Annotated in this window: 32 protein-coding genes and 2 riboswitches; of the genes, 21 read left to right on the top strand and 11 right to left on the bottom strand. The window is 45.9% G+C overall.

The window, feature by feature from the left end:
* Positions 1-19: 19 nt before the first annotated feature.
* Both BBR47_RS15950 and BBR47_RS15945 read left to right on the top strand, forming a co-directional pair.
* Positions 20-1024 carry an aldo/keto reductase gene (locus BBR47_RS15950; protein WP_015891453.1) on the top strand — a complete coding sequence of 335 codons (1005 nt, stop codon included), beginning with the start codon at positions 20-22 and terminating at the stop codon, positions 1022-1024.
* 20 nt (positions 1025-1044) lie between these two features.
* Positions 1045-1458 carry an SRPBCC family protein gene (locus BBR47_RS15945; protein ID WP_015891452.1) on the top strand — a complete coding sequence of 138 codons (414 nt, stop codon included), beginning with the start codon at positions 1045-1047 and terminating at the stop codon, positions 1456-1458.
* 123 nt (positions 1459-1581) lie between these two features.
* Here the strand turns inward: BBR47_RS15945 and BBR47_RS15940 are convergent, their stop codons facing one another.
* The 5 genes from BBR47_RS15940 to BBR47_RS15920 form a co-directional block, all read right to left on the bottom strand.
* On the bottom strand, positions 1582-2277 hold the full coding sequence (locus tag BBR47_RS15940; RefSeq protein ID WP_015891451.1) for a DUF4386 domain-containing protein: 696 nt from the start codon (positions 2275-2277) through the stop codon (positions 1582-1584).
* A gap of 163 nt (positions 2278-2440) precedes the next feature.
* Positions 2441-2785, bottom strand: coding sequence for a YkgJ family cysteine cluster protein (locus tag BBR47_RS15935; protein WP_015891450.1), 345 nt, complete (start codon positions 2783-2785; stop codon positions 2441-2443).
* A 288-nt stretch (positions 2786-3073) separates the two neighbouring features.
* Positions 3074-3328: a GNAT family N-acetyltransferase gene (locus tag BBR47_RS15930; RefSeq protein ID WP_015891449.1), complete on the bottom strand. Its 255-nt coding sequence runs from the start codon at positions 3326-3328 to the stop codon at positions 3074-3076.
* Between the two features lie 103 nt (positions 3329-3431).
* Entirely contained in the window at positions 3432-3923 is a 492-nt protein-coding gene (locus BBR47_RS15925) for a GNAT family N-acetyltransferase (protein WP_015891448.1), read from the bottom strand.
* Between the two features lie 171 nt (positions 3924-4094).
* On the bottom strand, positions 4095-4769 hold the full coding sequence (locus tag BBR47_RS15920) for an O-methyltransferase (protein ID WP_015891446.1): 675 nt from the start codon (positions 4767-4769) through the stop codon (positions 4095-4097).
* Positions 4770-5380: 611 nt separating this feature from the next.
* Between BBR47_RS15920 and BBR47_RS15915 the strand changes: the two genes are divergently transcribed.
* Complete coding sequence (locus tag BBR47_RS15915; protein ID WP_015891445.1) at positions 5381-5854, top strand: YhcN/YlaJ family sporulation lipoprotein; 474 nt, start codon at positions 5381-5383, stop codon at positions 5852-5854.
* A 136-nt stretch (positions 5855-5990) separates the two neighbouring features.
* Here BBR47_RS15915 and BBR47_RS15910 read toward each other — a convergent pair whose 3' ends face one another.
* Positions 5991-6227, bottom strand: coding sequence for a hypothetical protein (locus BBR47_RS15910; protein ID WP_016743588.1), 237 nt, complete (start codon positions 6225-6227; stop codon positions 5991-5993).
* Between the two features lie 179 nt (positions 6228-6406).
* Between BBR47_RS15910 and BBR47_RS15905 the strand changes: the two genes are divergently transcribed.
* Positions 6407-7381 (top strand): bile acid:sodium symporter family protein, encoded by a 975-nt coding sequence (locus tag BBR47_RS15905; protein WP_015891443.1) that lies wholly within the window; start codon positions 6407-6409, stop codon positions 7379-7381.
* Positions 7382-7580: 199 nt separating this feature from the next.
* Positions 7581-7832, top strand: a complete 252-nt coding sequence (locus BBR47_RS15900; RefSeq protein WP_015891442.1) for a hypothetical protein — start codon at positions 7581-7583, stop codon at positions 7830-7832.
* 82 nt (positions 7833-7914) lie between these two features.
* Here the strand turns inward: BBR47_RS15900 and BBR47_RS15895 are convergent, their stop codons facing one another.
* Positions 7915-8148, bottom strand: coding sequence for a hypothetical protein (locus BBR47_RS15895; RefSeq protein WP_015891441.1), 234 nt, complete (start codon positions 8146-8148; stop codon positions 7915-7917).
* 176 nt (positions 8149-8324) lie between these two features.
* Between BBR47_RS15895 and BBR47_RS15890 the strand changes: the two genes are divergently transcribed.
* Together BBR47_RS15890 and BBR47_RS15885 are read left to right on the top strand one after the other, a co-directional pair.
* A complete protein-coding gene (locus BBR47_RS15890) occupies positions 8325-8885 on the top strand; it encodes a GNAT family N-acetyltransferase (RefSeq protein WP_015891440.1) in 561 nt (186 codons plus the stop codon).
* Complete coding sequence (locus BBR47_RS15885; RefSeq protein ID WP_015891439.1) at positions 8882-9934, top strand: P1 family peptidase; 1053 nt, start codon at positions 8882-8884, stop codon at positions 9932-9934. The genes BBR47_RS15890 and BBR47_RS15885 overlap by 4 nt, the downstream gene beginning before the upstream one ends.
* Before the next feature lie 61 nt (positions 9935-9995).
* On the opposite strand, the gene BBR47_RS30385 is transcribed toward BBR47_RS15885, so the two are convergent.
* Both BBR47_RS30385 and BBR47_RS15880 read right to left on the bottom strand, forming a co-directional pair.
* A complete protein-coding gene (locus BBR47_RS30385; RefSeq protein WP_015891438.1) occupies positions 9996-10181 on the bottom strand; it encodes a hypothetical protein in 186 nt (61 codons plus the stop codon).
* A gap of 72 nt (positions 10182-10253) precedes the next feature.
* Positions 10254-11264 carry a glycerophosphodiester phosphodiesterase family protein gene (locus BBR47_RS15880; RefSeq protein WP_015891437.1) on the bottom strand — a complete coding sequence of 337 codons (1011 nt, stop codon included), beginning with the start codon at positions 11262-11264 and terminating at the stop codon, positions 10254-10256.
* Between the two features lie 164 nt (positions 11265-11428).
* Between BBR47_RS15880 and BBR47_RS15875 the strand changes: the two genes are divergently transcribed.
* Together BBR47_RS15875 and BBR47_RS15870 are read left to right on the top strand one after the other, a co-directional pair.
* On the top strand, positions 11429-11674 hold the full coding sequence (locus BBR47_RS15875; RefSeq protein WP_015891436.1) for a hypothetical protein: 246 nt from the start codon (positions 11429-11431) through the stop codon (positions 11672-11674).
* A 19-nt stretch (positions 11675-11693) separates the two neighbouring features.
* Positions 11694-12044: a DUF952 domain-containing protein gene (locus BBR47_RS15870; protein WP_015891435.1), complete on the top strand. Its 351-nt coding sequence runs from the start codon at positions 11694-11696 to the stop codon at positions 12042-12044.
* Between the two features lie 3 nt (positions 12045-12047).
* Here BBR47_RS15870 and BBR47_RS15865 read toward each other — a convergent pair whose 3' ends face one another.
* Positions 12048-12263, bottom strand: a complete 216-nt coding sequence (locus BBR47_RS15865) for a hypothetical protein (RefSeq protein WP_015891434.1) — start codon at positions 12261-12263, stop codon at positions 12048-12050.
* A gap of 124 nt (positions 12264-12387) precedes the next feature.
* On the opposite strand from BBR47_RS15865, the gene tlp reads away from it, so the two are divergent.
* From tlp to BBR47_RS15845, 4 genes are all read left to right on the top strand, one after another.
* A complete protein-coding gene (gene tlp, locus BBR47_RS15860; RefSeq protein ID WP_015891433.1) occupies positions 12388-12606 on the top strand; it encodes a small acid-soluble spore protein Tlp in 219 nt (72 codons plus the stop codon).
* A gap of 139 nt (positions 12607-12745) precedes the next feature.
* Positions 12746-13858 (top strand): tRNA 2-thiouridine(34) synthase MnmA, encoded by a 1113-nt coding sequence (gene mnmA, locus BBR47_RS15855; RefSeq protein WP_015891432.1) that lies wholly within the window; start codon positions 12746-12748, stop codon positions 13856-13858.
* Positions 13859-13879: 21 nt separating this feature from the next.
* On the top strand, positions 13880-14209 hold the full coding sequence (locus BBR47_RS15850; protein ID WP_015891431.1) for a hypothetical protein: 330 nt from the start codon (positions 13880-13882) through the stop codon (positions 14207-14209).
* 39 nt (positions 14210-14248) lie between these two features.
* On the top strand, positions 14249-14761 hold the full coding sequence (locus tag BBR47_RS15845; protein ID WP_015891430.1) for an ACT domain-containing protein: 513 nt from the start codon (positions 14249-14251) through the stop codon (positions 14759-14761).
* A gap of 5 nt (positions 14762-14766) precedes the next feature.
* On the opposite strand, the gene BBR47_RS15840 is transcribed toward BBR47_RS15845, so the two are convergent.
* Entirely contained in the window at positions 14767-15366 is a 600-nt protein-coding gene (locus BBR47_RS15840; RefSeq protein WP_231850485.1) for an alpha/beta hydrolase, read from the bottom strand.
* Positions 15367-15702: 336 nt separating this feature from the next.
* Positions 15703-15902, top strand: a riboswitch (cobalamin riboswitch).
* 161 nt (positions 15903-16063) lie between these two features.
* Between BBR47_RS15840 and nrdI the strand changes: the two genes are divergently transcribed.
* The 8 genes from nrdI (at position 16064) to BBR47_RS15800 (ending at position 26533) form a co-directional block, all read left to right on the top strand.
* Positions 16064-16423: a class Ib ribonucleoside-diphosphate reductase assembly flavoprotein NrdI gene (gene nrdI / locus BBR47_RS15835; protein WP_015891428.1), complete on the top strand. Its 360-nt coding sequence runs from the start codon at positions 16064-16066 to the stop codon at positions 16421-16423.
* Positions 16410-18494, top strand: coding sequence for a class 1b ribonucleoside-diphosphate reductase subunit alpha (gene nrdE / locus BBR47_RS15830; protein WP_015891427.1), 2085 nt, complete (start codon positions 16410-16412; stop codon positions 18492-18494). The genes nrdI and nrdE overlap by 14 nt, the downstream gene beginning before the upstream one ends.
* A gap of 55 nt (positions 18495-18549) precedes the next feature.
* On the top strand, positions 18550-19500 hold the full coding sequence (gene nrdF / locus BBR47_RS15825) for a class 1b ribonucleoside-diphosphate reductase subunit beta (RefSeq protein ID WP_015891426.1): 951 nt from the start codon (positions 18550-18552) through the stop codon (positions 19498-19500).
* Positions 19501-19586: 86 nt separating this feature from the next.
* A riboswitch (cobalamin riboswitch) is annotated at positions 19587-19786 on the top strand.
* A gap of 144 nt (positions 19787-19930) precedes the next feature.
* Complete coding sequence (gene metE / locus BBR47_RS15820; protein WP_015891425.1) at positions 19931-22222, top strand: 5-methyltetrahydropteroyltriglutamate--homocysteine S-methyltransferase; 2292 nt, start codon at positions 19931-19933, stop codon at positions 22220-22222.
* Positions 22223-22245: 23 nt separating this feature from the next.
* On the top strand, positions 22246-22722 hold the full coding sequence (locus BBR47_RS15815; RefSeq protein ID WP_015891424.1) for an acyl-CoA thioesterase: 477 nt from the start codon (positions 22246-22248) through the stop codon (positions 22720-22722).
* A 349-nt stretch (positions 22723-23071) separates the two neighbouring features.
* Positions 23072-24073 carry a DUF418 domain-containing protein gene (locus BBR47_RS15810; RefSeq protein WP_015891423.1) on the top strand — a complete coding sequence of 334 codons (1002 nt, stop codon included), beginning with the start codon at positions 23072-23074 and terminating at the stop codon, positions 24071-24073.
* A gap of 230 nt (positions 24074-24303) precedes the next feature.
* Positions 24304-25191: a MurR/RpiR family transcriptional regulator gene (locus tag BBR47_RS15805; RefSeq protein ID WP_015891422.1), complete on the top strand. Its 888-nt coding sequence runs from the start codon at positions 24304-24306 to the stop codon at positions 25189-25191.
* A 40-nt stretch (positions 25192-25231) separates the two neighbouring features.
* Positions 25232-26533 (top strand): CapA family protein, encoded by a 1302-nt coding sequence (locus BBR47_RS15800; protein ID WP_015891421.1) that lies wholly within the window; start codon positions 25232-25234, stop codon positions 26531-26533.
* The last annotated feature ends 13 nt before the right edge of the window (positions 26534-26546 follow it).

Raw genomic sequence — 26546 nt, 5'->3', positions numbered from 1 at the left:
CTTTAGGAGGAATTCATAGATGAAGAACATTCTGCAGAAGAAACAACTTGGTTTTGGTACGGCTCCTCTGGGTAATATGTTCCGCAACATCCCGGAAGAAGAAGCACTGGCTACCGTCGATGCAGCTTGGGAGAATGGTGTCCGTTACTTTGATTCTGCCCCATTTTATGGTGCCGGCTTGGCTGAGCTTCGCCTGGGGGAAGCCCTCGCGAAACGTCCGCGTGACGAGTATGTCTTGAGCACAAAAGTTGGGCGTATCATCCTGGATGAACTGGAAGATCCAACCTTGCGTGACTTGGGTGAAAAAGGCGGACTGTTCGAATATGGTCGCAAAAATAAGCTCCACGTGGACTACAGTGAAGACGGTACGCTTCGCTCGATTGAGGACAGCCTGAAACGGTTGCAGACCGATCGACTGGACATCGTCTACGTGCATGATATCGCACAGGACTTCTATGGCGACGAGTGGCTTTCCCACTTTGAAAGTGCACGAAAAGGTGCCTTTCGTGCCCTGACTCGTTTACGTGAGGAAGGTGTCATTACGTCGTGGGGCCTCGGGGTAAACCGTGTAGAGCCAATCGAGATCGCGATGGCATTGGATGAAGCACAACCGGATGCCTTCTTGATGGCTGGTCGCTACTCCCTGCTGGATCATGACCGAGCTTTGCAACGCGTGATGCCAAATGCCGCAAAAATGAATGCCAAGATTATTGCTGGAGGGCCGTACAGCTCAGGTGTATTGGCTGGAGGTACCCACTTCGAGTATCAGAAAGCATCGCCTGAAATCATGGCAAAAGTCGATCGCATCAAAGCGATAGCCAATCGTCACAACATTAGCGTCAAGGCTGCTGCGCTGCAATTTGTGCTTGCAAACCCAGCAGTTGCTGCCGTCATCCCAGGTGCGAGTCGCCCGGATCGAATCACGGAGGATGTAGCTGCGATGAACGAAGTGATTCCTGCAGCCTTCTGGCAAGAAATGCGTGAACAGAAACTGGTGGCGCAAGACGCTCCACTACCAATCTAACGACAAAAGGGGTAATCAACATGGCAAACACAATGGCAACCATCGAAATCTCTGCTTCTCCTGATCAAGTATGGAAATTGATCGGTGGATTTAACTCACTACCAGACTGGCTTCCATATATCCCAAGCAGCGAAATGAGCGAAGGGGGACGGGTGCGTCGGTTGGAAAATCCGGATGGTGATGTGATTATAGAGCGCCTGGTGGGCTTCAATGAAAAAGAGCGCCATTACACCTACTCCATTATGCAAGCACCCTTTCCAGTTACCAATTATGAATCGACGATCCACGTTCGCGAGAATGGTGACAAAGGAACGCTGGTGGAATGGTCTGGCGAATTTACACCGGTAGGGGTTAGCGACGATGAGGCTATCAAGCTGTTCCACGGAATCTATTCAGATGGTCTGGAAGCATTGAAAAAAGCATTTCAAGCTTAATCAGTTGGAACGGATAGTAGAGCAAAAGTTCAACTGACAAAAATAGATACGGCAGCCGCGGTGTAGAACATATCAACGTGTTCTACACCGCGGCTGTTTTTTGGGAAATTGATTTCATTTTTATTAGGATACAGAATCCCGTACCGATGGGGTGAATCCTTTTATGATTAGCCATATAGCCAAAACCAATTGTTGAAAGGCTATTGGAATGTTCAACATCATATAGGTTGCATCTAGACCGATGAAGCGAATCATAAATAATAAGCTTGCCAATATAGACAATGTAGCTCCGATAATACCCCAGACTGACAACCAACGTGGAACTAATTGTGTTTGATAAAATACACAGGTGAACAAGAGCATCGCCAACGCGAATGCCAGTGTCGTTGCCACATGGTTCACCAAATCACGTCCTTCCCGCAACAATCCACCCAGGGTCTGAAAATACGATACATGCAAAGTTCCGATTTTTGCAAACTCGTGGCTTACTGTCAAAAGTAATAGAAGAATGATTACACCTAGAATAATAAACACACCCGCAATGATGCCAAAAGCAACAGATCCTAGAGCTAACCCTTTATGGTGCTTACTTAACAACGGATACATCAAAACAGGAATACCAACATAGGCAACAATCATGAACAATTGGAAAAACGCTCCTAGTAGTACCTGGTTCTCATTTGGAGAAGCCATGACAAGGTAGTCTGCTCCATCTATTACAGGTACAACACTACATATACCTGTAATCAATCCGGCTAGTAATAACACCCCAGTCATTATTGCAGACCTTCTACCTGCATTTGTTCTCTTCCTCAACATAATTAGCCTCCTTCTCATACACTACCTTTGGCGGATGAAGGGATGCTGCCTTCCTCGGCATTTTTTATCGCGCATCAAGTGTAAAGGGTAAAGAGGAATAAAGTTCAATGAGGCAGTCTATAACATTATTATTCAGTTGAGATCCATGATTTGCTCCATATCTTTAAAAATGCTTCCAAGTAAAATCAATACTCAAGTACCCAATCGGTTTCTCCTTGAAGATCAGTGCTTCTTTCGTCGCCAATTCCGGTTTGCGAAAACAGACAAGGTCTTTGTGATATCCAAAAGCGCGACACACTTCCGGTCGAACGCTATGAATACCACACTGATCTTTTTGCATGTCGTAGAAGATACAAGTCCCAAACATTCTCGGTTGATTTTTTAGATCGTCACGGAGTTTATTTGGAAGCGTTTTCAATTTCTTGTGTATCATTTTAAATTCCTTTTCTGTTAGGGGAACAGGCCCACAGCACAATCCTTTACAGCCTTGGCAAGGCAAAGTATTCATATCATCTACAACCTTTCGTCATGTGATGTTTGCTAGAAAAAACAAAAAAGATGATCCTCATTCATTCAGGAGATCATCTTAGGAACTATCGCATTCAATTGTGTGGATGATTCAAAAATTCGGTAAGAAAAAAACTGTACTTCTATTATAGCACATGTAGGAAGATTTTGACGAATGCTTTTCGAAACAGTCGAGTTGGTTTCGAACTGTACGATGCTCCGGACGGGTCCATCATCGGTCATCCAAGTTCGGGGAAGTCATAGACGGAACAAACCCCATTTTTCTTGTTTATTTCGTCAAAACATACAACCACTCACCATTGCACTCTTCATCGTCCCCAGTCAAGCCTTCTAAGACGCGTTCAAACGAGAAGCCGAGCCTCTCGATGATGCGCAACGATGCTTTATTGTCTGGGTGTGCTTTTACGTACAATCGATCCCGTCCGATTAAATAATAGAGTTCTTTTTCCGGAGCAAGAAAATCGAGAACGCCAACACCACACCAGCCAATGAATCTGCCAGTAGCCTTTTCGCGTATGGCCACAGAATATTTAAAAGGCTGGTCAAAAGGGTAGGATGTCCCTTTCGATTATGAAATGATCGCTGGATATAAAGAAGGGAAGCGCTCACGGTAAGCGCTTCGAACCTCATGTGTGTTTGATCAGAATGAGTTCTTCCACTTCTTCGCTTCGTGCTTCCGAATATGCCCGATCGATACCGAAAGGCTGAAAACCGTTTTTTTCTAACACACGAATGGATCCGATGTTGTCATGGGCGACACGCGCATATACAGGACGTAGTCCGAGGTCCTCTAAAAAGAGAGTAAGTGCATTTGTCGCGATTCCTTTGCCCCAAAAGCTTTTGTCTATCCAGTATCCAATCGTAGGTAAGCCAAACAGCTCAAAGCACGAAACATTACCAACAATCTGCCCATTCAAGAGAATAGCTCTTTTCACAATCGAATCATTGTTCAAAATCCTCGTCCAATGAGCGATGAAACCGTCCCTATCTTCTGGGTCCTTGACAGTAAAAGCAGCCATCTCATGTGCGGATTTGTCCAATTGCTGGGTGAAAAATATAGGGAGATCTGCCTCTGTTACTTCTCGCAAAGTAAGGGACTGATCACATAATGGCTCCAAGGAAAAGCACCTCCAATTACATCAGCTACTCTCTCTTCACCAACACTTTGATAATCAACGACAGTACCGTGAGAACCAAAATGACATTAGCGATGAGCATAATGCTAGGTAAATCAAGCCTAAACAAGATGTACACACTCCTACTCGTTACAACCTTTGAAAGTGAAAAAACTAGTTCTCCTCAGTGACAAGCATGATCGCAAAGCCATCATAGCCCTTGCTGCCAACTGTCTGTACAACGGTTCCACTAACACGCTTTTCTTCAGCTACCAAATCGGTGAATTGACGTACGCCGACAATATTGGGATCCGTGCTTGTTTCGTCCACGACTTGACCACTTCGTACAACGTTATCCGTGATAATCACAGTACCTTTGCGAGAGAGCTTTAATGCCCATTGGAAATAGTCGGGGTTTCCTTTTTTATCTGCATCGATAAAAATAAGATCAAAAGGTCCCTGATTTTCTTTGTGCAGTTGGATGAGAGAATCAAGGGCAAGTCCGACCTTCACTTCTACGATCTGATCCAGTCCTGCGCGGGTAATGTTCGATTGTGCAACTTCTGCATGCTTTGGATCATATTCAAGAGTAATGAGACGACCGTCCGCAGGAAGTGCGCGGGCTAGCCAGATGGTACTGTATCCACCGAGAGTGCCAATTTCCAAAATCGAACGAGCGCCTTGAATCCGTGCTAACAGATGAAGGAATTTACCTTGATTGGGTGCTACATCAATAGCTGGAAGACCTGCAGCTGCGTTCTCTTGAAGAACTGTGTCTAGAACGGAATCGGCTTCCAGTAGTTTATCCGTAAAATAGTGATCGACCGCTGTCCATTGCTCTCTATTCATGATCTCAACTCCTCAAGAATTTACAGGGATATCATAACACGATTAGCAACTTCTGGCTGGCTTTTTTGTAACAATTAACACACTTCAGCGGAGGGATTGTATGGTCGATCAAGCTTTATAGGTAAGATTTTCACCTGTTACCATTATTTTCGCATAGCGTGAACGCTGAATTTTCATGATAATAGAAAAGTAATCCAAGCTAGCTAGTATAATCCAACCTTGGGGATTCTTTTTACGCGTCCGACTAATTGAGGCAGTCTAAGTCGGCGCCATTTTTTTGTTCCATCTATAGGTAAATGTACCTATTATTGTTCGTTGTCAACAGAAAACAAGTCCTATATGATTATATCATTCACGTATGACATACGCGTACTACCCCGTACGCCCCAACCACTTTTTGTTGGTTGGGATTTTTTTTGTTCCGATTCATATCCAGTTATCTCCTATCGCGTTTCGATGCGATTTTTAATATCCTTGTACATAGGACTTGAAATGTTCTTGGGGTCCGCGGTGACTCAAATTATGCAGAGGAGTCACCGCTTTTTTTTTACATACTTCCTCCGTTCAAGGTCAAGCTAGTAACAGGTGATTTTGGTCAGGAGGTGTTTTGTGTGCGCGCAACTTTCGTGGTGCTGACACTTGCTTTTGCTTTAACCGTAACGGGATGTACAAAGCAATCTGGTACGGAAACGAAGAAATCTGGTACAGAAACGAAGCAAAAAGCGGAAGCGGAGCCGTTGTGCATGCCTGTTCCCGTGAGACATTATCAATGGGAAGAGCGAGCGAGATCGATTACGGCTAGCGTGAAGGGCATAGACAAAATCGTGGTTGTGCAAATCGATAAAGAGCTCGATGTGGCTATTCAAGTAACGAATTTTAATCGGCTCAAGCTGGAATCGATTCAAAAAGAAGTCGGAAAGAAATTAAAAGAGGCCTTCCCAGATGCCAATATTCATGTGACAGCTGACAAGCGATTGTTAAAAGATTTGCAAAGGTTGAGTGACGAACGGTGGCCAACCGATGTAAAAGAGGCATGCCAGAAGAAGAAATCCTTAAAAGAAATTGAAAAGAAGATGAAGGGCTAGTCCATTTCCCAAACCTCACACACTGCATGGGTAGAGTGAGGTTTTTGTCATTTGATTTGACAGAATGATGAATAGAAAAGGAAGGTTCTGTGATCAATGAACAAAGAAGGACTCCCTGACTGGGAGTCTATATCAGCTAGTAGTGATCACGATCGTAATGATGAGCGCGCTCTCGATCTCGATGGAGATCAATGCCGCGTAATTCACCCTTGGCTTTTTCCACAAGGACTTGATAATCTCTTACCACTTCCGTCAAGGTCGTAATGGATTCCTTATAGTCGGGATCATTACAGATTCCATCTATCGCTCGATGGAGGTGATACATCTTATCTTCGGTTTTTCGGATAAATTCTACCCAATCCATTCCGTTCATAAAATACCTCCTTTCCGTCATAGGCTTTACTCCCATGCGCGAAAGTATGCAAGGTGAAGATGCGAATAAAATGATGTGTATACAATCTAATAATGAACTTTGGTCTTGTAACAATAATCCGTTCATGATAACATACCTCACATCACTAGCATCAAAGGACAAGACTTGAGGTGTATTAAATGAATGGGTTAGCCAAACTGAATCGATTTCTTGAGAAAATCATGCCCATACTAACGCCGAGTAGTGTTGCTATTGGCGTAATAGCCGGGACACATTTGCAACCGTTTGCTTTTTTGTCTCCTTGGGTGTTTGCCTTCATGACATTTACTGGCAGTCTGGGTTCAGGATTTAAAGAATTTGCAAAGGTACTGACCAGACCACTCCCTTTAATTGTCAACTTGTTGATTCTTCATGCACTTATGCCGCTTGTTGCCTGGTCAATGGCTCGGTTGTTTTATCCAGATGATATCCATGTCATCACGGGCTTTTTGCTGGCGGCCTTAATTCCCACAGGGATCACGAGCTTTTTGTGGTCATCGATTTATTTCGGGAACATCGCCCTGACGCTATCCATTATATTGTTGGATACGATGCTCTCTCCATTGATTGTTCCGTTGGGGATGTCCTTGTTTTTAGGGGCAACCGTCGAGATGGATTTGGCAGAACTGATGAAGGGTTTATTTTATATGATCGTGTTGCCGTCGTTAGTTGGTATGCTGCTCAATCATTTGTCAAAAGGGAACGTCAAAAAAACGTTGGCACCAAAACTAGCGCCATTTTCGAAGATGGGAATGGGTGTTGTTGTCGCGATCAACAGCTCGATGGTTTCGTCTTACTTTCATATGATGGACGCTAAACTGGTGGGAATGGCTGTCCTCGTACTGGTAGTAGCCATTTTGGGTTATTTGATGGGGTGGGGGATCGCAAAGCTGTTCGGGTGGGAGCGCGATGTGATTGTCACGTTAACCTTTAACAGTGGAATGCGAAACATTAGTGCAGGGGCAGTAATGGCGATCACGTACTTTCCGGCGCCTGTTGCTCTCCCAGTTGTTCTCGGTATGCTTTTTCAGCAAATACTCGCTTCTACCTTCGGAAAGTTTTTGGAGCTGGTCGAGAAAAGACCGCAACCTCAACCACAGGAACTATCAAGCTAAAAGGAAGAGCCGTTTTCCAAAGCCACTGGGAAAACGGCTTTTTTCTTGGTACAACCTGAGCTACCTACTTACACGGCGATAGGAGTGGCTAAAAAAAGAGTTGAGAACTTATGTTCGCATTCGCTATAATGTAAGTACAATTTCCCACACAAGATGAGGATTTGGATGTAAATGTTCGTAAGTAGGCGGGTGGAAAAGCGTGGCTAACGGCAATCTTGAAGTAACGCACGAAGAAAGAGAGGCATTTATGTACATGCTACGAGATTCGGGTAGAGAGAATTATCCCTTAAATGTGAGCTGGTGTGTGTCCTTTGAGGGGGAGCGAGGGAATACATGCAGCATGTGGGGTGTGGTCAAATGGGTAGACCCGAAGGCGAGACGTGTTCAATTAGCGAACCAAACGGGGAGTCAATGGATCGAGATGGAGAAAATTATCAATGTACATGCATAGGTGTACGTACGGAGACCTTACATGAAAATCGACTGCATTCTCTCCACTTCCTTTTTTGACCCAATGATTGGGTCTTTTTTTCTTATGTACCTTTCTTCGGATATGGTTTCGCATCCGCTTGAAACAACTTGCTCACCATTCCATAAAGACGACCTGACATGTTAGGAAAAACGAAGGAGTATTCATTCGCTCCTTGATTCAGCAAAACGATCGGTGCTTCCACGATGTAGGGGATTTTCATTAGATCGAGCATCTTCTTATATTCTTCTACCTTGGAATGGTTGACCGTATAGTAAAATGATTTAGAAAAATTCATGCGAGCACGCTCCTTTTCCTTATTGTAGCATATCCACAGGTTGACGTATAAGTGAACATAATAAATGTTATGTAAACTAAATGTAGTTTCCTTCTCTTTAGGAAGAGAGAAGATTCACAAAGACTTCTACCTATGATAAAATAAAAGACCGAAATTTTACCAATAGGAGAAAAATGATGATAATCAGCCAGCAACTACTTTCTGTGAACGGGTTATCCTACACGATTCGCTCTGCAATGGAAACAGATGCACAACAGTTGTCGGACCTTCGGCTGCAAATCGATGGGGAGACTGAAAATTTGGACAGAGAAAGAGGAGAGGCTTTCATCGATGTGAAAGGATTCGAAGGCATCATCAAAACGGATGCAGAGAGCCCAAGAAATTTGTTTTTAGTGGCTGTTGTTCAAGAGCGAATTGTCGGGTTTTCCAGATGTGCAGGTGTTTACTTAAACAGATTTGCGCACAAAGTAGAGTTTGGTGTATGCGTATCACAAGATTTCTGGGGTTATGGCATCGGGAAGAATCTCTTGCAAGAATCGGTTGCCTGGGCAGACGCCAACCACATTACTAAAATGACGTTGAATGTAATGGAAACGAATGAGAAGGCAATTGAGCTGTACAAACGGTTTGGTTTTGAAATCGAAGGGGTACTCAAAAACGACAAAGTTCTTTCCGATGGCAATTACTACAACACCATTATGATGGGAAGATTCAAAAATGACAGGAGCGTAACATGACGAGAAAACGAGCGAGAGAATGTGGTGTATTGATTGGGACGGGGATCCCAGGTGCGTATAATGCAATTACGGATGTAAAAGGAGTGAGGGTCGGACACAAAACAATTAACAAGGAAGACGTTTGTTCGGGTGTCACGGTGATCGTTCCCAACGACGGACATTTGGAGGGGCAGCATTTTCCTGCTGGTTTTTTCTCCTTTAACGGTACGGGAGAGTTTACGGGAAGTCACTGGATAGAAGAGACGGGTACGCTGGTGACACCCATCGTATTTACGGGAAGCCATCTGCTAGGGTTGGCACATCATCATCTTGCTCGTGCGACGAGAAAAATCGAGGGACTTGAACCGTTTTCTAACGGAATCGTCGCGGAGACATGGGATGGTTGGTTAAGTGATCTCGAAAAGACGCAGATTCAGTATGAGGATTTGGAAGAAGCGATTGTAGAGGCTCGTACAGGACATGTCGAGGAAGGCAATGTGGGCGGAGGTACCGGGATGATCTGCTTCGAATTCAAGGGCGGAATCGGAACCTCTTCACGTATCGTCGAGACTGAATGTGGCACTTTTACTATCGGGGCATTGGTGCAGACGAATTTTGGCAGAAGACAGGATTTCAACGTGAATGGTATTCCCGTGGGCCAGCTGATTTCCGAGAATGAAGTTCCTTTGCCTTGGGTAACACCTGAAAATGATGGTTCTTTCTTAGTCACAATTGCGACAGACGCGCCTCTCTTGCCGACTCAATGCAAGCGCATTTCCAAGCGAGCCTCACTCGCGATGGCACAACTCGGCGCGATTGGTGAGGAGGGCAGCGGTGATTTCTTTCTGACCTTTTCCACAGGAAATTGCTATTCATATGGCGACGAGCAAATGAGCACAGTGAAAATGTTTCCGTCCGAACAACTGGATGCACTGTTTGAAGCAGCGATCGAAGGGGTCAAGGAAGCGATCCTGAACTCCATGTTGATGGCGGAAACGATACAAGGCCAGAAAAACAGAACCGTACATGCATTGCCACTAGATCGTTTCGTAGAAATCATGTCTCGTTAAATGAAAAAACTCCGCTAGCATAAGCGGAGTTTTGCTGTCTAATCATTTGTTAAACAATTGTTTAACTGCTGAAGAAGCTACGGCTGGAGCGCTTTCTTTTATAATGAGAGCTGCCGTAATGGGAATGTCCGTACCGATTGCTGGAGCTGTACTTTCTGCGATGCTTGTAATCGCTGCTGCTGTATTTCCGGTGCTTATGCGAAGATGAGTGATTACCGAGTAAATTTTTTAAAAGCTTCTTGAGCATATCAATCACTCCTAGTTAGGTTGGAAGTGTATACCGTATAAGTATATACGAATATGTTAAAGAACCGTTTCATTATTTTTCTACGTTTTCGTGAAAAGCTGGACCGATCAGATCGATCCGGTTCGTCCATATTCCTCCTGTAAAGCTTTCAGGCACCCGTTTTAAATCATTCGGGACATCAAAGCCTTGTGACACCTCTCCACTACCTGCGACTAGGATCACGCGGGTGTCTTTTGCTTCCATTCTTGCCATGAACCGATTCGGCCAACCCCAGAGCCATGGGGCAATCTGATCAGGAATATGTAGTTGGGTATGTGCACAGGCTTGTGGTACATATCCGGACCAACCTGCAGCGATGTACGGGATCAGGCAGCTTTTCATTGTCGCGATTGACATCACACGCAGCTGGGGCAGTTGTTGTTTCAATGTCTCGATTGGCTCGTCACCGCCATAAACAGAGAGCTGTGCCAGTCGTTTTGCAGGCAAGGTCGCCAAAACATCCGCCAACGCTTTCCCCTCGAGTGGGTCATTGCTTTTGATATGGATAAGCAGCGAGTGATTAGGGAATGTTTGTAGCACATCATCGAGCGAAGGCATCATGCCAATCCCTTTTCCACGGAAGGGGAAGGTTTTCCCTTCATCGGCTGTATAATGGTAGCCAATGTCGAGCTGTTGTAATTCGGCCAAGGTATAATCTCTCGTGACACCAGTACCATTTGTCCGACAGTCAAGCGTCCAGTCATGAAACACGGCGAATCGATTGTCTTTGGTCCACTGTACATCGAGCTCAACAACGTCCGCGCCTGCATCAAAAGCCGCCTGCATGGACGGAATTGTATTTTCCAGGTGCGGATGCTCCGGTGGATAAATCCGTTCCGCCGTACAAGTTCCGTTGGTGATGTTCTCCATATGAAAGGTTTGCGCCATTCCCCGGTGAGCAAGTAAAAAAGGCTCGCCTTCTGGCTCTTTTGCAAGATAAGAGCTGTTACCCAGAAACAGGAGTGCGATGAAAAGAAGAGGAATCCAGATGCGTTTTCGTTGGAACCATTTCTTCTTTCGAGGTTGATTTCGTTGTTTTGACATGATGGAATACCACCCCTTCCTTAAAATGCTCTGTTCATTGTAGCAAAACGCAAGGGAGGAAGGTACTTGCTTTGGGAGTAGGGCCAGGGGCTTGGCATCATTCGAAAAGACTGGCACAATAGACGGAAGATAAGATGTATCCTTGAAGAGCAAGGGGAGGTTCCATGAAAATAGCTTTACATCAAATCGCTTATCAAATCGGCATGCACCCAACTGAGATGGCGAAGCTTGTCTACGATGGTGAAATAACGGGAGAGATACCTGACCGCAATCCGCAAGCGAAGGATGCCTGGGTGGATTTGCACTCTCTGCGTAACTTCGTTCAATGGCGATACGATCAGGGGCAAATGGAGCAGATGTTCTATGATAAAGCTATGCGTCACCTGAACAAAGCAATGCCCAAAAAATAATCGAATGTGGGGGAGAAGCATGCAAGACTCTATCATTTACTGCATGGTACCAAAAACATACTGGGAAAAGTGGATGGACAAGGATCACTACTTACCGCGCGATTACGAGCAAGAAGGCTTTATTCACGCGACAAAAGGGGACGAGCTGCTTGAAAAGGTAGCAAACCGCGTCTACGCACAGTTTGACGAGGAGTTGTATGTACTCGTTGTCGATGAAACGAAAACGACTTCGGAAGTCAAATACGAGGCTGCGAAGGATGGATTGCTGTATCCGCACATCTATGGACCGCTGAATCAAGAGGCGATCGTGGATATAAAGCAAATGAATCGGATAGACGGCCAGTGGCGTCTGGGAACGTCCATCCGCTAATCTCTACCATTTAAACCATTTGAGTAGCGCAAGCACTTCTTGACGCTTGGCCTCAGGTAGCTTTTCGAGTCTGCGCAAGAGAAGATCGATTCGCATGCGCTGTTCCACTTCGGATTCAGGTACCTTCTGCCCCTTCACCCATTGTCGTTTCAGGCGGACGGGATCGGTATCAGAGATGATCCGAAGCAGCTTTCTTTCCAACAAATCTAAGGAAGCCATAGGTGAAACCCTCTTTTTCGTTTAATCCGTTTCTTCTATTATAGCACGGGTACATAAAGAAACCATGATTGGCGCACAATGGTAAAGGTGTTGAATATAACCCTTTGTAGGAGGCGTATCGATTATGGCGAAGCCGGATGACCGTTCTGACAACGCAGAAAAGCTGCAACAGATGATTTCCAATACGGAAGAGAACATTCGTGAGTCCGAAGATTACCTGACGGCTCATGCTGGAGAGATTTCTGCAGAGGAAAAAGCAAACCTCGAGGCTAAGAATCATCGTCGTGAAGAAAGCATCGAGGGATATCGCGCGGAAATCAAGGATGAATCTACGCAGGCATAACCTTGCTACCAAACGTCTGGCGCCAACTACGCGTCAGGCGTTTTTTCATTCTATCGGGCAAAAGTGCAACAAAACATGATTTGTTTTGCGAAACATGGTAATCTGTAATGGTACAAATTGAATAAGAGGAGAAAGACTTATGAAGCGACCAGAAGATACACGCGTCGTTGTCGGCATGTCCGGCGGAGTCGACTCCTCCGTGACGGCTTACCTGCTTAAGCAACAGGGATATGACGTCATCGGCATCTTCATGAAAAACTGGGATGATACCGATGAATTCGGCCACTGCACGGCGGAAGAAGACTTCCAGGATGTCCGGCGCGTCTGTGAACAGATCGGCATTCCATATTACACGGTAAACTTTGAAAAAGAATACATGGACAAGGTATTCCAGTATTTTTTGGATGAATATAAACGAGGCCGTACACCGAATCCGGATGTCATGTGCAACCGTGAAATCAAGTTCGGCGAGCTTCTTGCCAAGGTCATGGATCTGGGGGCGGATTATATTGCTACCGGCCATTACGCGCAGGTTAAGTACATCGATGGCGAGTACAAGCTGATTCGTGGCGCTGACAACAACAAGGACCAGACTTACTTCTTGAATGTATTGGGCCAAGAACAGCTTTCCAAAACGATGTTCCCGATTGGTCATCTCCCGAAACCGCAAGTAAGGGAGATCGCGGAAAAAGCAGGACTCTATACAGCGAAAAAGAAGGACAGTACAGGGATCTGCTTTATTGGGGAGCGCAACTTCCGCGAGTTCCTGCAAAACTATTTGCCAGCCAAACAAGGAAATATCGAGACCGTAGATGGAGCAGTCATCGGTACGCACGACGGGCTGATGTACTATACATTGGGCCAACGACAAGGCTTAGGGATAGGCGGAGGTCATGGCACAAGCGGGCAGCCTTGGTTTGTTGTAGACAAGGATCTGGAACGGAATGCCCTGATCGTTGGCGAAGGCTCTGATCATATCCGTCTGTACTCGAAGAGTCTCTTGGCGACCAACGTGAGCTGGGTGAGTGATAAGAAACCATCCGAAACGTTTACTTGTACAGCAAAATTCCGTTATCGTCAGCCAGATCAGGGAGTAACCGTTCACCTGCTGGAGGATGGCAACGTAGAAGTTGTATTTGATCAACCGCAAAAAGCAGTGACACCTGGTCAGGCTGTCGTCTTCTACAATGGGGAAGTGTGCTTGGGTGGAGGTACGATTGACAAGGTACGCTTAGTCGATAAAGAGAACTAAGATAGACGGGGGAAGCACTCGGTGGATGCTACGAAAAAATCAAAAGTGATTATCGTTTCATTTTTGGCGGGAGCAGTTCTCTTGGCGATCATCTCTTATTTCGGGATGGCCTCCATGGGTAAAGAGCATATGGCGACGATCCAAAACGTCATCAAGGAGAACGGCGGGGTTGTAAACGCGGGTGGAGTGACAGCGGTACCGATGGATGAAAGTCCTTTTACCAACAGCGGAAAAGGCAATACCATCTACCGTATCTACTTTACGAAAGATGGGCAAACGTTGACGGCTTGGTATCGTGCTGATAACGAATCCTCCATCAAGAAAGAGCCGGAAGCGTGGATTCTGCCGTAATAACGAGGATAAACCTGACTGGGAGAGTGAAGGCATCACATGACCCAATATGCTGGATTGCGTGAACTGGCTGAACTGATTCGAAGACTCGAGCCAGAGTTAGCGGGTGCACAATTAAGTATTCTTGCTCATGAAAATAAAGAGGAAATCGCAACATTGCTAGTGGAAGGACTCGGGACAAAGATTCCTGTCCAACACAGCTCTGGCGAATATGCGAATCATTTGGCGATTTTGCGTGTAGGAGCGAACAAGTACACCTTTGCGCAAGATTGGAGAGAAGTGTACATCAGTGAAATCAATTACTGCGCGTGTCGCATACCTCCAGGGGCCCACGGATTGTTGGTTCGCCATATCGATTATCCAGGCGTGATTTATGATGTCTCACGAAAACTGGCCGAGTATCAAATCAATGTTTCCAAGTTGAATGTATCCCGCGAGCAAAAAGGGAAGAATGCCCTGCTTATCTCTGTGACTGATGAAGAGATTACACCAACGATTGTATCTGCCATCGAAGAGCTGCCCCAAATCACCAAAGTGTTATCTCTACAGTAAGCGAATCATGAAAAACAAAAACTGCCCGTTGTTAGTAGCGGGCAGTTTTTTTCGTGGCGAATCTGAGTCCTTGAGGACAATCGTTCGATCATCGCCAGCGATTTTTCTTTGACCAAGAATCGCCCATCGTTTTCCAACTCGCCGATCGTGAGAAGCGCATGGACGTCGAGGTCATCTGTCAGCAGGCTCGGCAATTGACTTTCCTTTGCAAGCAGCACGCTCTCATTCCAGTGGATAGAGGGACTACCGGCAATATACCGCTGGAACGCGTGTGGTCTCGATAGTAGCACATGCAAGACAAATAAGCCGCCTAGCGAATGTCCCAAAATCGCTTGCTGGGTCCGATCGATGGGGAAGTCGTTTTCGATGCTAGGCTTGAGCTCCTCCTCTAAAAAGGTTAGGAACTGCTCGGCTCCCCCCATCTGTGGCCACTCGGCTCCTTTTGGGCTGCCAGGAAGCTCTGAGGCGGGAACCTCATACGTGTAATCATAGAAACGGGCAGGATGGTATGGATCGTCTGTTGGATAGCCTATCCCGACGACGATAGCAGGATACACGCCAGTTCGTTCAGGGCCACGTGATTGTATCCGTATCGCTTCGGTCATAGTGGCAAAAACAGAGTTGCCATCTAGCAAATATATGACGGGAAAGCCTGATTCCGGAGGGGGATGCAGGTATACTTACGAAAATGTGATAGTCACGCTCTTGATAAGTCATGATTCTACGGTATGAACGAGGTATGACGACAGGTTGATAGTCGGTGCTTTTCATGAGGGCGACTCTCCAATCTCTCCAAGGCTAACCAACACGCACAAAATCTATTATATGAACGAGAACCAGAGATTGGCAATAGCCGAAAAAGGAGAATAGTTAGTTTTCGAAAAGAGCCCATACTGAGCTTGACTCCTACGATATATTGAGGTAAAGTAAGTTTTACCAACTACATATTGATGCGGTAAGGTGTTTACCAGCCAGATTTGGTAGACTTAATAGGGAAGTCGGTGAGAATCCGACGCGGTCCCGCCACTGTAATGAGAGAGTTCCATTTGCGAAAGAAGGCCACTGATCATGAGGATCGGGAAGGTGAAAATGGAGCGATGATCCAAAAGCCAGGAGACCTGCCTAACCGCTTGCACTGTTTACCCTACGGGAGATAGGGAAGTGTTCGAGCGCTCAATTCGCATTGGCGAATTGCTAGATGGAAGTCATCACGCGCATTCGGCATGTAAACGTCGGATGCGCTTTTACTTTGGCTAAATAACATACATACAGAGTAAAAATAGCAAGGATAGGATGAGGGACATGCTAATCGCTTATGATTCAAAAACAGGAAACGTCCGACGATTCGTCAACAAAATTAATCTGCCACATGTGGAAATTGATCAAGATATGGTGCTGGACGAGCCATTCATTTTGATCACATACACGACGGGATTCGGACAAGTGCCGGAGAAGGTGGCGACGTTCCTGAAGCGAAATCATGTCCATCTGCGCGGGGTATCTGCCAGCGGCAACCGCAACTGGGGAACCAGCTTTGCCAAAAGTGCAGATACGATCGCGAGCCAATATGGCGTTCCGGTGATTTCTAAATTCGAATTGTCCGGTACCGGCCGTGACGTGGAACAATTTACGAGTGGGGTGGCAGCAATTGCGGCATATTGAATTGAACAACGAACTGATGCAGCGTGGCAACGACGGATTTTATCAACTGGAAAAGGATCGGGAAGCGGTTGCGGTCTTCATGGAAGAAGTGCAGTCCAACACGATGACTTTTGGCAGTGTCAAAGAACGCATGGACTATTTGATCGAGAATGACTTCTATGAAAACGTCTATGAAACATACACAGTTGAGCAGGTCGATGAAGTTTTCCGTTTGGCCTATGACGCCGATTTTCAATTTGCTTCGTATATGGCTATCTCCAAATTTTATAAAGATTACGCTTTGAAAACGAACGATAAATCGATGTACTTGGAGCAGTATCCAGACAGAGTGGCCGTTGTGGCACTGTCACTTGGACAAGGTGACTTTGATCTCGCCAAGCGTTTAACGGTCTCCATGATGGACCAACGCTTGCAACCAGCGACACCAACCTTCCTGAACGCAGGCAAAAGCCGCCGGGGAGAAATGGTTTCCTGCTTCTTGCTCGAAATGGATGATTCACTGAATTCCATCAACTTTATTTTGGGAACTTGTATGCAGCTATCCAAAATTGGCGGCGGTGTAGCCGTGAACCTGTCCAAGCTTCGCGGACGAGGAGAGCCGATTAAAGGCGTCGAGGGCGCGGCAAAAGGTGTCATGCCGGTTCTCAAGCTGTTGGAAGATGCGTTTTCCTACGCGGATCAAATGGGGCAACGAAAAGGCTCAGGTGCAGCGTACTACAACATCTTCGGCTGGGATATCAACGAGTTTCTCGATTGCAAAAAGATCAATGCGGATGAAAAAGCCCGCATCAAAACGTTGTCCATCGGCCTGATCGTACCAAACGTGTTCTACAAGCTGGCTGAGGAAAACAAGCCATTGACTGTGTTTGCTCCGTACTCCGTGTACAAAGAATACGGTGTGCATCTGGATGATATGGACCTCGATGAGATGTACGAGGAGCTCTTGGCTAACGATCGCATCAAGAAAAAGACCGTGATGAGCGCACGCGAGATGTTGACCAAAATCGCGATGATCCAAATGGAATCGGGCTATCCGTACATCATGAACAAAACGAATGCGAACAACAACCATGCTCTGAAAGATCTCGGTTCGGTAAAAATGTCAAACCTGTGCACGGAAATCTTCCAGCTACAGGAGACTTCGACGATTACCAATTACGGCGAGATGGATATCATCCGTCGCGATATTAGCTGCAATCTGGCATCGCTCAATATTGTCAATGTGATGGAACGCAAAATGATCCGCGAATCTGTCCACGAAGGAATCGAAGCCATTACAGCCGTGAGTGACATGACGCGTGTAGAAAACGCTCCAGGCGTTCAAAAGGCAAATCGTGAGCTGCACTCTGTAGGTCTCGGTGCGATGAATCTGAACGGATATCTGGCAAAGAACAGAATCGCTTATGAAAGTGAAGAAGCGAAAGATTTCGCCCGTACGTTCTTCATGATGATGAACTTCTACTCCTTGGAAAAAAGTATGGAAATTGCAAGGGAAACAGGCATGACCTTCTTGGGCTTTGAACAATCGGAATATGCAAAAGGCACTTATTTTAACAAGTACGTGACGAACGATTACAGCCCGCGGACGGAAAAAGCAAAGCTTCTCTTTGAAGGAATGCACATTCCGACGCCAGCAGATTGGGCGGAGCTACAGCAAAAGGTGCAAAAGCATGGCGTTTATCATGCGTACCGTTTGGCGATTGCACCGACACAGAGCATTTCCTACATTCAGAATGCGACTTCTAGCGTGATGCCAATTGTTGAGCATATCGAAACGAGAACGTATGCCAACTCTACGACGTATTACCCGATGCCGTACTTGTCGCAGGAAAACTATTTTTACTACAAATCGGCGTATGTAATCGATCAATTCAAAGTGATTGATCTGATTGCCGAAATTCAAGAGCACATCGACCAAGGAATTTCGACTGTGCTGCACGTGAACAGCAACATTTCAACCAGAGAACTGGCTCGCTATTACATTTACGCAGCGAAAAAAGGTCTGAAGTCGCTCTACTATACGCGGACGAAGCATTTGACTGTAGAAGAGTGCATTAGCTGCGCTGTTTAGTGAACGCGATTCATATAAGGAAAAGCATCAAGCAAAAAGAGAAGAGGAACGCCATATGAAAGCAGTCAATTGGAACAGGCCGGACGACGATTTTACGATGACGTTTTGGAATCAAAACATCATGCAGTTCTGGACGGATGATGAGATTCCGTTGTCAGATGACAAGATGGCCTGGATGGAGCTCAGTGCGACTGAACGGGATACGTATAAAAAAGTATTGGGCGGTCTCACCTTGCTGGATACGGTTCAGGGTGGAGTAGGGATGCCGAAGATCATGGAGCATGTCGATGGACTGCAAAGAAAAGCGGTTCTCGCCTTCATGGGTATGATGGAGCAAATCCATGCGAAATCGTACAGCAGTATTTTTACAACGCTGGCATCGACAGAGGAGATTGACGGTATTTTTTCGTGGGTAGAAAACAATCCACATCTGCAAAAGAAAGCGGCCCTCATCTCCAAACGCTATCAAGAAATTGAGAAACCGAAAGACTTGTACATGGCGATGGTAGCGTCCGTCTTCCTGGAAAGCTATCTGTTTTACAGCGGCTTCTTCTATCCGCTCTATTTGGCGGGGCAAGGAAAGATGACAAGCAGCGGGGAAATTATCGACCTGATTGTTCGTGACGAGAGTATCCACGGACTCTATGTCGGCGTTCTCGCGCAAGAAGTCTACCAAGGTCTGAGTGTGGTCGAGCAGACCGCAGCAATAGAGGAGCTGTATGCCCTTTTGCATGAGCTGCAAGAAAATGAAGAGGCCTATACGACTTCGTTGTATACCGAAATCGGCTTGGCTGACGAGGTTCATGCCTACGTGCGCTACAACGCGAACAAGGCATTGATGAATCTGGGTCTGGACCCGCTATTCCCGGAGGAAGAAGTAAACCCGATCGTGCTGAACGGCATTCGCACGCAGACGAAGCAGCATGACTTCTTCTCGAAAAAAGGAAATGGTTATGTCCGTACACTAAACGTAGAGCCGTTGACGGACGATGATTTTAGATTTTAGTATGACAAAAAATGGATTCTGTGTTACTGTATGAACAGTGTGCTGCCCTGCTCGTTTTCTGGGGCGCTTCACAGAACCATGATAATTTCATAGGAGTGGGAACAGGTTCTTTGGTTATCAAGATCGACCAAGGATGAAAAGGGAAGTCGGTGAGAATCCGACACGGTCCCGCCACTGTATGAGGGGAGTCGGCACATTTATTAGCCACTGATCCAAACGGATTGGGAAGGTATGTGCAGATGATGATCCCAAAGTCAGGAGACCTGCCTGTTTCGACGACACTGTTTAACCTACGGGAGATAGGGAGGTGTTAGGATGCTGTGATCTCAGTGCTTATTTGGCATTTCTAACGTTCTTTTTGATCGTTGGAGATGCCTTTTTTATTGGGCGGATTCAAGTCAAGATCGAATGAAGAATGGAGAGGAAGCTCATGAAAAGCAGCAATTTGGGATATCCACGGATCGGGAAGAACCGCGAGTGGAAAAAGGCATTGGAAGCATTTTGGGCAGGCAGCATCGATGAGGCAAGCCTGGTACAGCAAATGGAGCAAATCCGTCACCAAAACCTGTTACGTCAGCAGGAAAAAGGGGTCGAGCTGATCCCTGTGGGTGACTTTACGTACTACGATCACATGCTGGATATGGCTGTGATGTTTGGAATGGTCCCCAAGCGTTATGAATATGAGGGAGGCCCGGTTTCATTAGCCACATACTTCGCCATGGCTCGCGGTTCGAAGGAAGCTGTCGCCAGCGAAATGACGAAATGGTTTAACACGAACTACCATTACATCGTCCCGGAGTTCGGTGAACGACAACCAGCCATAACCGAGAACAAGCCTCTCCAGGCCTATTTGGAGGCCAAAGAAAAGTATGGCATCATCGGAAAGCCTGTTATTGTAGGCCCGTATACGTTTGTCAAATTGTCCAAAGGATATGAGAAAAACGAATTTGAGATCATCGTGGATCAACTCGTTCCGCTCTACATAGACGTTCTCCGGGAGTTAGAGCTGCACGGCGTGGAATGGGTGCAAATCGATGAGCCTGCATTTGTACGGGATGTCTCTGAGCAAGAACGCGCCATCATCAAGCGTATCTATACGCAAATCGGTCAAGCACTACCGCATCTACAATGCATGCTGCAAACCTATTTTGAAGCGGTGGATTGGTACAAGGAGCTAGTTTCCTTACCAGTAAAAGGAATCGGTCTTGATTTTGTACACGGAGCGAAGCGCAATTTGACTCATCTGAAAACACACGGGTTTCCAGCAGACAAGATTCTCGCAGCGGGAATCATCGACGGTCGAAACATATGGCGTGCGTCCATTGAGGAGAAATGGGAGCTGGTCAATGAAATTTCCGAGATCGTTCCACTCGAAAAGCTGTGGCTGCAGCCGTCTAGCAGTTTGTTGCACGTTCCTGTAACAGTTGAAGCAGAGAGCGATTTGCCAGAGGAAGTCGTGTCTGCATTGGCGTTTTCCGACGAAAAACTAGGGGAAGTACAGCTTTTAGTCCAAGGATTCCGATATGGGAAGTACGTCATTTCAAAAGAGATCGCTCAAAATGAAGCGGACTTGCTGAAGCTCGCATTATCTCCAGCAAGGAATCGTCAAGATGTGAAGAATGCTTTACGTCAAATCACTGCTGTCAAACTTGAAAGAAGTATTCCTTATCTCGAACGTCGAGAGATTCAACAAAATACGTGGAAGTTGCCACTGTTGCCAACGACCACAATCGGTAGTTTCCCGCAGACGGCGGAGGTTCGTCAAGCTCGACAGCAGTTTAAAAAAGGGAACTGGACAGTGGAGCAATACGACGCTTTCATTCAGGCGCAAATCAAGGAATGGGTCAAAATACAGGAAGAGCTCGGTCTGGATGTCCTCGTCCATGGTGAGTTCGAACGAACAGATATGGTTGAGTATTTTGGCGAAAAACTCGATGGCTTTTTGTTCACGAAAAACGGCTGGGTGCAGTCATATGGCTCGCGCTGCGTGAAGCCACCTGTTATTTACGGAGATGTGGAGTTTGTGGCACCAATGACGGTCAAAGAAAGTGTGTTTGCAAAATCATTGACCGCCAAACCAATGAAGGGTATGTTAACGGGCCCAGCAACTATTCTGAATTGGTCGTTTGCTCGAGACGATGTCTCCAGACAAGAAGTGTGCGAACAAATCGCGTTGGCATTGCGAAAAGAGGTAGAAGCCTTGGAAGAAGCGGGGATTCTCATGATTCAAGTTGATGAACCAGCGCTGCGCGAAGGACTTCCGCTCAAAAAAGAAGAGCAAGCAGCTTATCTCGAGTGGGCTGTCAGAGCGTTTCGTCTAGCGACTTCCACTGTTGCGCCGAGCACCCAGATTCATACACATATGTGCTATTGCGAATTCCATGATTTCATGGACGTCATCAGCGAACTCGATGCCGATGTGATCTCGATTGAAACCTCACGCAGCCACGGAGAGCTCGTGTCTGTGTTCGAAACAGGTACGTATGATAAAGGCATCGGGCTCGGCGTATATGATATCCATAGCCCCCGAGTTCCAGCTGTTTCAGAAATGGAAGATATGGTAGCACGAGGCGTACAGCTACTTCCACCGGACCAATTTTGGATAAACCCGGATTGCGGGCTGAAGACGAGAGGAAGAGAAGAAACCGTTCAGTCATTACGAAACATGGTTGCGGCAACGAAAGCGATTCGGAATCGTTTGACAGCTCAGTCGGGAAGGTGAACGCGATGAGAGGAGCCACACAAATGATGACAGAAGCACGACCGATCCAACAATCGAGAACCTTTTTGACTGATCTCGTCTTTCCGCCGGATACCAATCACCACCATACCATTTTCGGTGGGAAAGTCATGGCCTATGTAGATAAAATCGCCTGCATCGCAGCTATGCGACATTGCCGTAAGCCAGTTGTCACTGCGTCCAGTGATTCCTTCGATTTTCTCGCGCCAATCAAGACAGGGGAAGCGATCAACCTCGAGGCATATGTCACCTGGACCCATAAGACATCGATGGAAGTATTCGTGAGAGTGGAAGCGGAGAACTTGTTGACCGGGGAAAAGCGCATGACAGCACGCGCGTATCTGACGATGATTGCCCTCGACGATCAAGGAAAGCCGACGATCGTGCCTGGTGTCATTCCTGATACTGAGGAAGAGCGCATTCAGTATGAAAAAGCGAAGGAACGTCATGTATTGAGAAGGAAGCGGAAGGTAGAGATGTAAGGGGGGACACTATCCCCCCTATAACGAATAGATGCCTCTGGTGAGCTTGGTTGCAACAGGTCACCGGAGGTATTTTTTTTATGACTATTTAGAAAGTCGTTTTCTGCCACTGGATTCATTCTCGCTTCCGTACGATTTACCTTTTCGTCTATGGCTAACTTCTTTAAATGAGGTGCTCTGGTAATTTTACGATTTAGTAAGATTGTATTCTGTATTGTAAGACAGCAGTCATTCATTTGTCTAAAGATAACGTGTATGTTTAAGTCATGAAACCGACTTGGGGAGTTGAAAAGATAAAGGTAGGTAAGGTGTTTAATCTAAATGAATATTTTCAACGAGGAGATTCTACATGAATAAAATAAATTCATATACAAGAATAGACATTATGGATTACTTACGAGGATTTGCCTTGATTGGGGTACTTCTTGTGAATAGTTTTCAGGTGATGAATAATGTGTCGAATTATAATGAATTACATGCTGGACTGTATTATATTTTTAACAGTAAATTTTATCCAATTCTATTTTTCTTATTTGGGCTTGGAAGCTACTTTTTTATGAATCGATCCCAACAACAAATAAAGAACCGTTACCTTCTGTTTTTCCGCAGAATCTGCTTCTTATTTGTACTAGGACTGATCCATACATTTTATGCACCGTCAGGTATTCACGATGTGCTGATGCAGTACGCTGTACTTGGCCTATTTATAGCTCTGTTTTTTAAAACAAATCGATGGACGAACTTAGTGGTAACGATAATTCTAATCATTTTGTCTATCGTAACTGCCTTTTGTCAACCGTATTATGGGGAGAGAATTGCATGGCTAGAACTTATCTCAGCAATTAGTAAATGGTTATCTCTGATGATGATAGGTTTTACCATGGGCCAATTTAAAATAATGGAAAATATCTATGCGAAAGTAAAGCATGTTTTGATTTTTTTAATTGGGATAATATGTGCTTATGTCATTTTATATTTTGTATTTATCTCAGTAGAAATTACTCCAGCAGGCATTGAAATACTAGAAGATTATTTAGTTTCCTCGATGATGGTTAGCATCCTTATTATTTCTCTGCAATGGAATCAGATAAAAGCTATATTGTCTCCATTAAAATTATATGGACAAATGTCCTTAACAAATTATCTTGCACAAAGTGCCTTACTAATTGTTTTTAGCTCCATGATTAGTATTCATTCTTTGATTACTTTCTTAATCATTCATGCTGTTCTACTCACTGGTAGTTCCATATGGTTAAAGTATTGTAAGATGGGACCGGTTGAACTGTTATTACGATCTTTCACTTATTGGAGTAAAGTTCAAATACAAAAGACGAAGCAAGTTGAGAAATAAGCGAAATACGATATAGCTTGAGGGCTGGGTTCCAAATGAATGTCTCAGTACGGAATGAAAAGAGAAGAGAAGAGAAGGGGCCTTCCAACTGTGGAGGTCCCTTTTTACAGTTTGCATACACCAAAATGAAGTAATAACTACATTTCCTAAGAAGTATTGAAGTGAATTATCGCAAAGGATATACTATTCTCAAAATTAAAACAAATCAGAATGGCAAAGGAGCTTCAGGTATGGCACAACTCGTAAAAGAACGGATTCGGAAGCAGTATGGAAAGCTGACAGCAAGCCAAAAAATCATCTGTAAGATCGCGATAGAAAAGCCCAGCTTACTTGCGATCCATACCGCCAAAAAAATTGCGGAGTTTACGAATACCAGTGAAGCGACCGTCATTCGCTTTTGTTACGCATTGGGTTACTCCGGATACACAGAGCTTCAGGAAGAAATCAAAAAGTCTCTTTTGATAGGGGACCAAAGGAAGGGGCCGATCCAGAAATATCGAGACACGGAGGTTACGCTCGATCTGAGCAATTACGCCCATCAAGTGATGGAGAGTGATATTGCGTATCTCCAGCAAGGCTTGCAGCAAATCGATTACAACTTGCTCCATGATGTGGTCAAAAGCATCGTGCAGGCTAACCGAATCGTAGTGGTGGGATTTCGCTGGTGCCATATACCTGCAAAATGGCTGTTCTCGGCGTTGAATGCGATCAAAGGAAACACACATTTGTATACGGGAGCCGTTGATAACGCCGATTATTTTCTCACCGAACGAGATCAAGAATGGCTGGTCATTGCGATTTCATTTCCTCGTCATCCTAGCGAGACAGTTGCAATGGTCCATTCAGCAAAAGAGCTGGGAGCAAAGATCTTGGCGATTACGGAAGGCGAGTTCTCCCCTATCAGCCAAGTCGCAGATCATCTCCTGAAAATCACCACACCCCAACCCGTTGCCACTAGTGGTATGCCCACACTATTCTCCATGCTAAATGTCTTGATCAAAGGCGTCATGCTCCACGACTCGGAAAATGTCCAGAAACGATTGCAGCACTATGATGAAATCAGTTCGAAGCTATACTCGTTTGTTGGAGAGGAAGAGGAAGACTTCTCGATCTATTGAAAACAGTAAAAATGAGAAAAGCGAAAGGGGAATCCTGCCAATGACCAAGCCGATTTGGTTCTCAGCGACTGGCGACAGCTTCATTACACGCAATCTTCCATACAGGGACCAAGCTTTTGAAGAGGTATCCAGCTTGCTGCACCGTGCGGACGTACGCATTGCGAATCTGGAGACGACCGTACACGATAACGAGGGCTATCCCAGCGCACAAAGCGGAGGCACGTGGGCAATGTCACCACCTTCCGTTTTGCAAGTCATGAAAGATTATGGCTTTAACATGATTGGGTGGGCGAATAACCATACGCTCGATTATTTGTATGGGGGACTAGAAGCAACAGAACGATATCTCAATGAATATGGCTTCGTCCATGCTGGAGCAGGCAAAAATCTCGCTGAAGCGGGGGCGCCGCGTTATCTCGAATGCGAAGGAGCCAGGGTAGCCTTGATCGCTGCAACGTCGACTTTTCATCCATGGTGGGCGGCCGGAGATCAGCGTTCGGATAGTATCGGCAGGCCAGGGATCAATCCGATGCGATATATCATGACACACCACATTACGGAAGAAAAGCTCGCTGATTTGCAAGCCATTGCGGAGTCGACGGACATTAACGCCTTCAACAAGCTTCTCATCGAGGAAGGCTTCATGAACGATCCGGGCAAGGAGATCTTTCTCTTCGGAAATGCGCGTTTCATGGTAAGCGGCGAAGAAGGAACGACTACTCAGCCGCATCCGCGCGATCTGAACAGAATCGTCAAAACGATTGAGCAGGCAAAAAGGCGGGCTGATTACGTCATCGTGAGTATTCACGCGCATGAGATGAAGGGGGATGCGAAGGAAGTGGCGGCTGATTTCTTGCCTGTGTTCGCAAAAGCTTGCATCGATGCGGGCGCACACGCAGTGGTGGGACATGGCCCCCATTTATTGCGAGGCATTGAAATCTACAACAATCGGCCGATCTTTTACAGCTTGGGGGATTTTATTTTTCAGACAGAAGCCGTTACGAGTCAGCCAGCTGATTTCTACGAGCACTATGGTTTAGACCACAACCATAATGTGGCAGATGCGTTGGAAGAGATGAGTGCCAACTACACACGCGGACTCTGTGTGCACAAAGAGGTGTGGGAGTCGGTTATTCCCTTGTGGAAAATGCAAGATGGTGAACTGCTCGAACTAGAGCTGCATCCGATTGAATTAGGCTTTGATCTGCCTGCACATCGTATGGGGTGGCCGAAATTAAGCGAGGATATCTCCATCTTGGAGGGGCTCAAAGCTTTGAGTGAACCATATGGCACAGTGATCGAGATCACGGATGGAATTGGGCGCGTGCGACTTTCAAAATAGCGGGAAACGGCGG

Source organism: Brevibacillus brevis NBRC 100599 (genome assembly GCF_000010165.1).
Classification (GTDB): domain Bacteria; phylum Bacillota; class Bacilli; order Brevibacillales; family Brevibacillaceae; genus Brevibacillus; species Brevibacillus brevis_D.
The sequence above is the reverse complement of the archived record's forward strand: the minus strand, read 5'-3'. Positions and strand labels throughout refer to the sequence as shown.

What these genes read in the sequence shown, in the direction of transcription:
- BBR47_RS15805 (WP_015891422.1), top strand. Translation starts at nt 24,304, where the DNA reads ATGGCACAACTCGTAAAAGAACGGATTCGGAAGCAGTATGGAAAGCTG.
- BBR47_RS15935 (WP_015891450.1), bottom strand. Translation starts at nt 2,785, where the DNA reads ATGAATACTTTGCCTTGCCAAGGCTGTAAAGGATTGTGCTGTGGGCCT.
- BBR47_RS15800 (WP_015891421.1), top strand. Translation starts at nt 25,232, where the DNA reads ATGACCAAGCCGATTTGGTTCTCAGCGACTGGCGACAGCTTCATTACA.
- BBR47_RS15810 (WP_015891423.1), top strand. Translation starts at nt 23,072, where the DNA reads ATGAATAAAATAAATTCATATACAAGAATAGACATTATGGATTACTTA.
- BBR47_RS15940 (WP_015891451.1), bottom strand. Translation starts at nt 2,277, where the DNA reads ATGTTGAGGAAGAGAACAAATGCAGGTAGAAGGTCTGCAATAATGACT.
- BBR47_RS15895 (WP_015891441.1), bottom strand. Translation starts at nt 8,148, where the DNA reads ATGAATTTTTCTAAATCATTTTACTATACGGTCAACCATTCCAAGGTA.
- BBR47_RS30385 (WP_015891438.1), bottom strand. Translation starts at nt 10,181, where the DNA reads ATGCTCAAGAAGCTTTTAAAAAATTTACTCGGTAATCACTCATCTTCG.
- mnmA (WP_015891432.1), top strand. Translation starts at nt 12,746, where the DNA reads ATGAAGCGACCAGAAGATACACGCGTCGTTGTCGGCATGTCCGGCGGA.
- BBR47_RS15870 (WP_015891435.1), top strand. Translation starts at nt 11,694, where the DNA reads ATGCAAGACTCTATCATTTACTGCATGGTACCAAAAACATACTGGGAA.
- BBR47_RS15905 (WP_015891443.1), top strand. Translation starts at nt 6,407, where the DNA reads ATGAATGGGTTAGCCAAACTGAATCGATTTCTTGAGAAAATCATGCCC.
- tlp (WP_015891433.1), top strand. Translation starts at nt 12,388, where the DNA reads ATGGCGAAGCCGGATGACCGTTCTGACAACGCAGAAAAGCTGCAACAG.
- BBR47_RS15845 (WP_015891430.1), top strand. Translation starts at nt 14,249, where the DNA reads ATGACCCAATATGCTGGATTGCGTGAACTGGCTGAACTGATTCGAAGA.
- BBR47_RS15950 (WP_015891453.1), top strand. Translation starts at nt 20, where the DNA reads ATGAAGAACATTCTGCAGAAGAAACAACTTGGTTTTGGTACGGCTCCT.
- BBR47_RS15910 (WP_016743588.1), bottom strand. Translation starts at nt 6,227, where the DNA reads ATGAACGGAATGGATTGGGTAGAATTTATCCGAAAAACCGAAGATAAG.
- BBR47_RS15885 (WP_015891439.1), top strand. Translation starts at nt 8,882, where the DNA reads ATGACGAGAAAACGAGCGAGAGAATGTGGTGTATTGATTGGGACGGGG.
- BBR47_RS15840 (WP_231850485.1), bottom strand. Translation starts at nt 15,366, where the DNA reads ATGACCGAAGCGATACGGATACAATCACGTGGCCCTGAACGAACTGGC.
- BBR47_RS15920 (WP_015891446.1), bottom strand. Translation starts at nt 4,769, where the DNA reads ATGAATAGAGAGCAATGGACAGCGGTCGATCACTATTTTACGGATAAA.
- nrdF (WP_015891426.1), top strand. Translation starts at nt 18,550, where the DNA reads ATGAAAGCAGTCAATTGGAACAGGCCGGACGACGATTTTACGATGACG.
- BBR47_RS15875 (WP_015891436.1), top strand. Translation starts at nt 11,429, where the DNA reads ATGAAAATAGCTTTACATCAAATCGCTTATCAAATCGGCATGCACCCA.
- BBR47_RS15945 (WP_015891452.1), top strand. Translation starts at nt 1,045, where the DNA reads ATGGCAAACACAATGGCAACCATCGAAATCTCTGCTTCTCCTGATCAA.
- metE (WP_015891425.1), top strand. Translation starts at nt 19,931, where the DNA reads ATGAAAAGCAGCAATTTGGGATATCCACGGATCGGGAAGAACCGCGAG.
- nrdI (WP_015891428.1), top strand. Translation starts at nt 16,064, where the DNA reads ATGCTAATCGCTTATGATTCAAAAACAGGAAACGTCCGACGATTCGTC.
- BBR47_RS15815 (WP_015891424.1), top strand. Translation starts at nt 22,246, where the DNA reads ATGATGACAGAAGCACGACCGATCCAACAATCGAGAACCTTTTTGACT.
- BBR47_RS15865 (WP_015891434.1), bottom strand. Translation starts at nt 12,263, where the DNA reads ATGGCTTCCTTAGATTTGTTGGAAAGAAAGCTGCTTCGGATCATCTCT.
- BBR47_RS15890 (WP_015891440.1), top strand. Translation starts at nt 8,325, where the DNA reads ATGATAATCAGCCAGCAACTACTTTCTGTGAACGGGTTATCCTACACG.
- BBR47_RS15880 (WP_015891437.1), bottom strand. Translation starts at nt 11,264, where the DNA reads ATGTCAAAACAACGAAATCAACCTCGAAAGAAGAAATGGTTCCAACGA.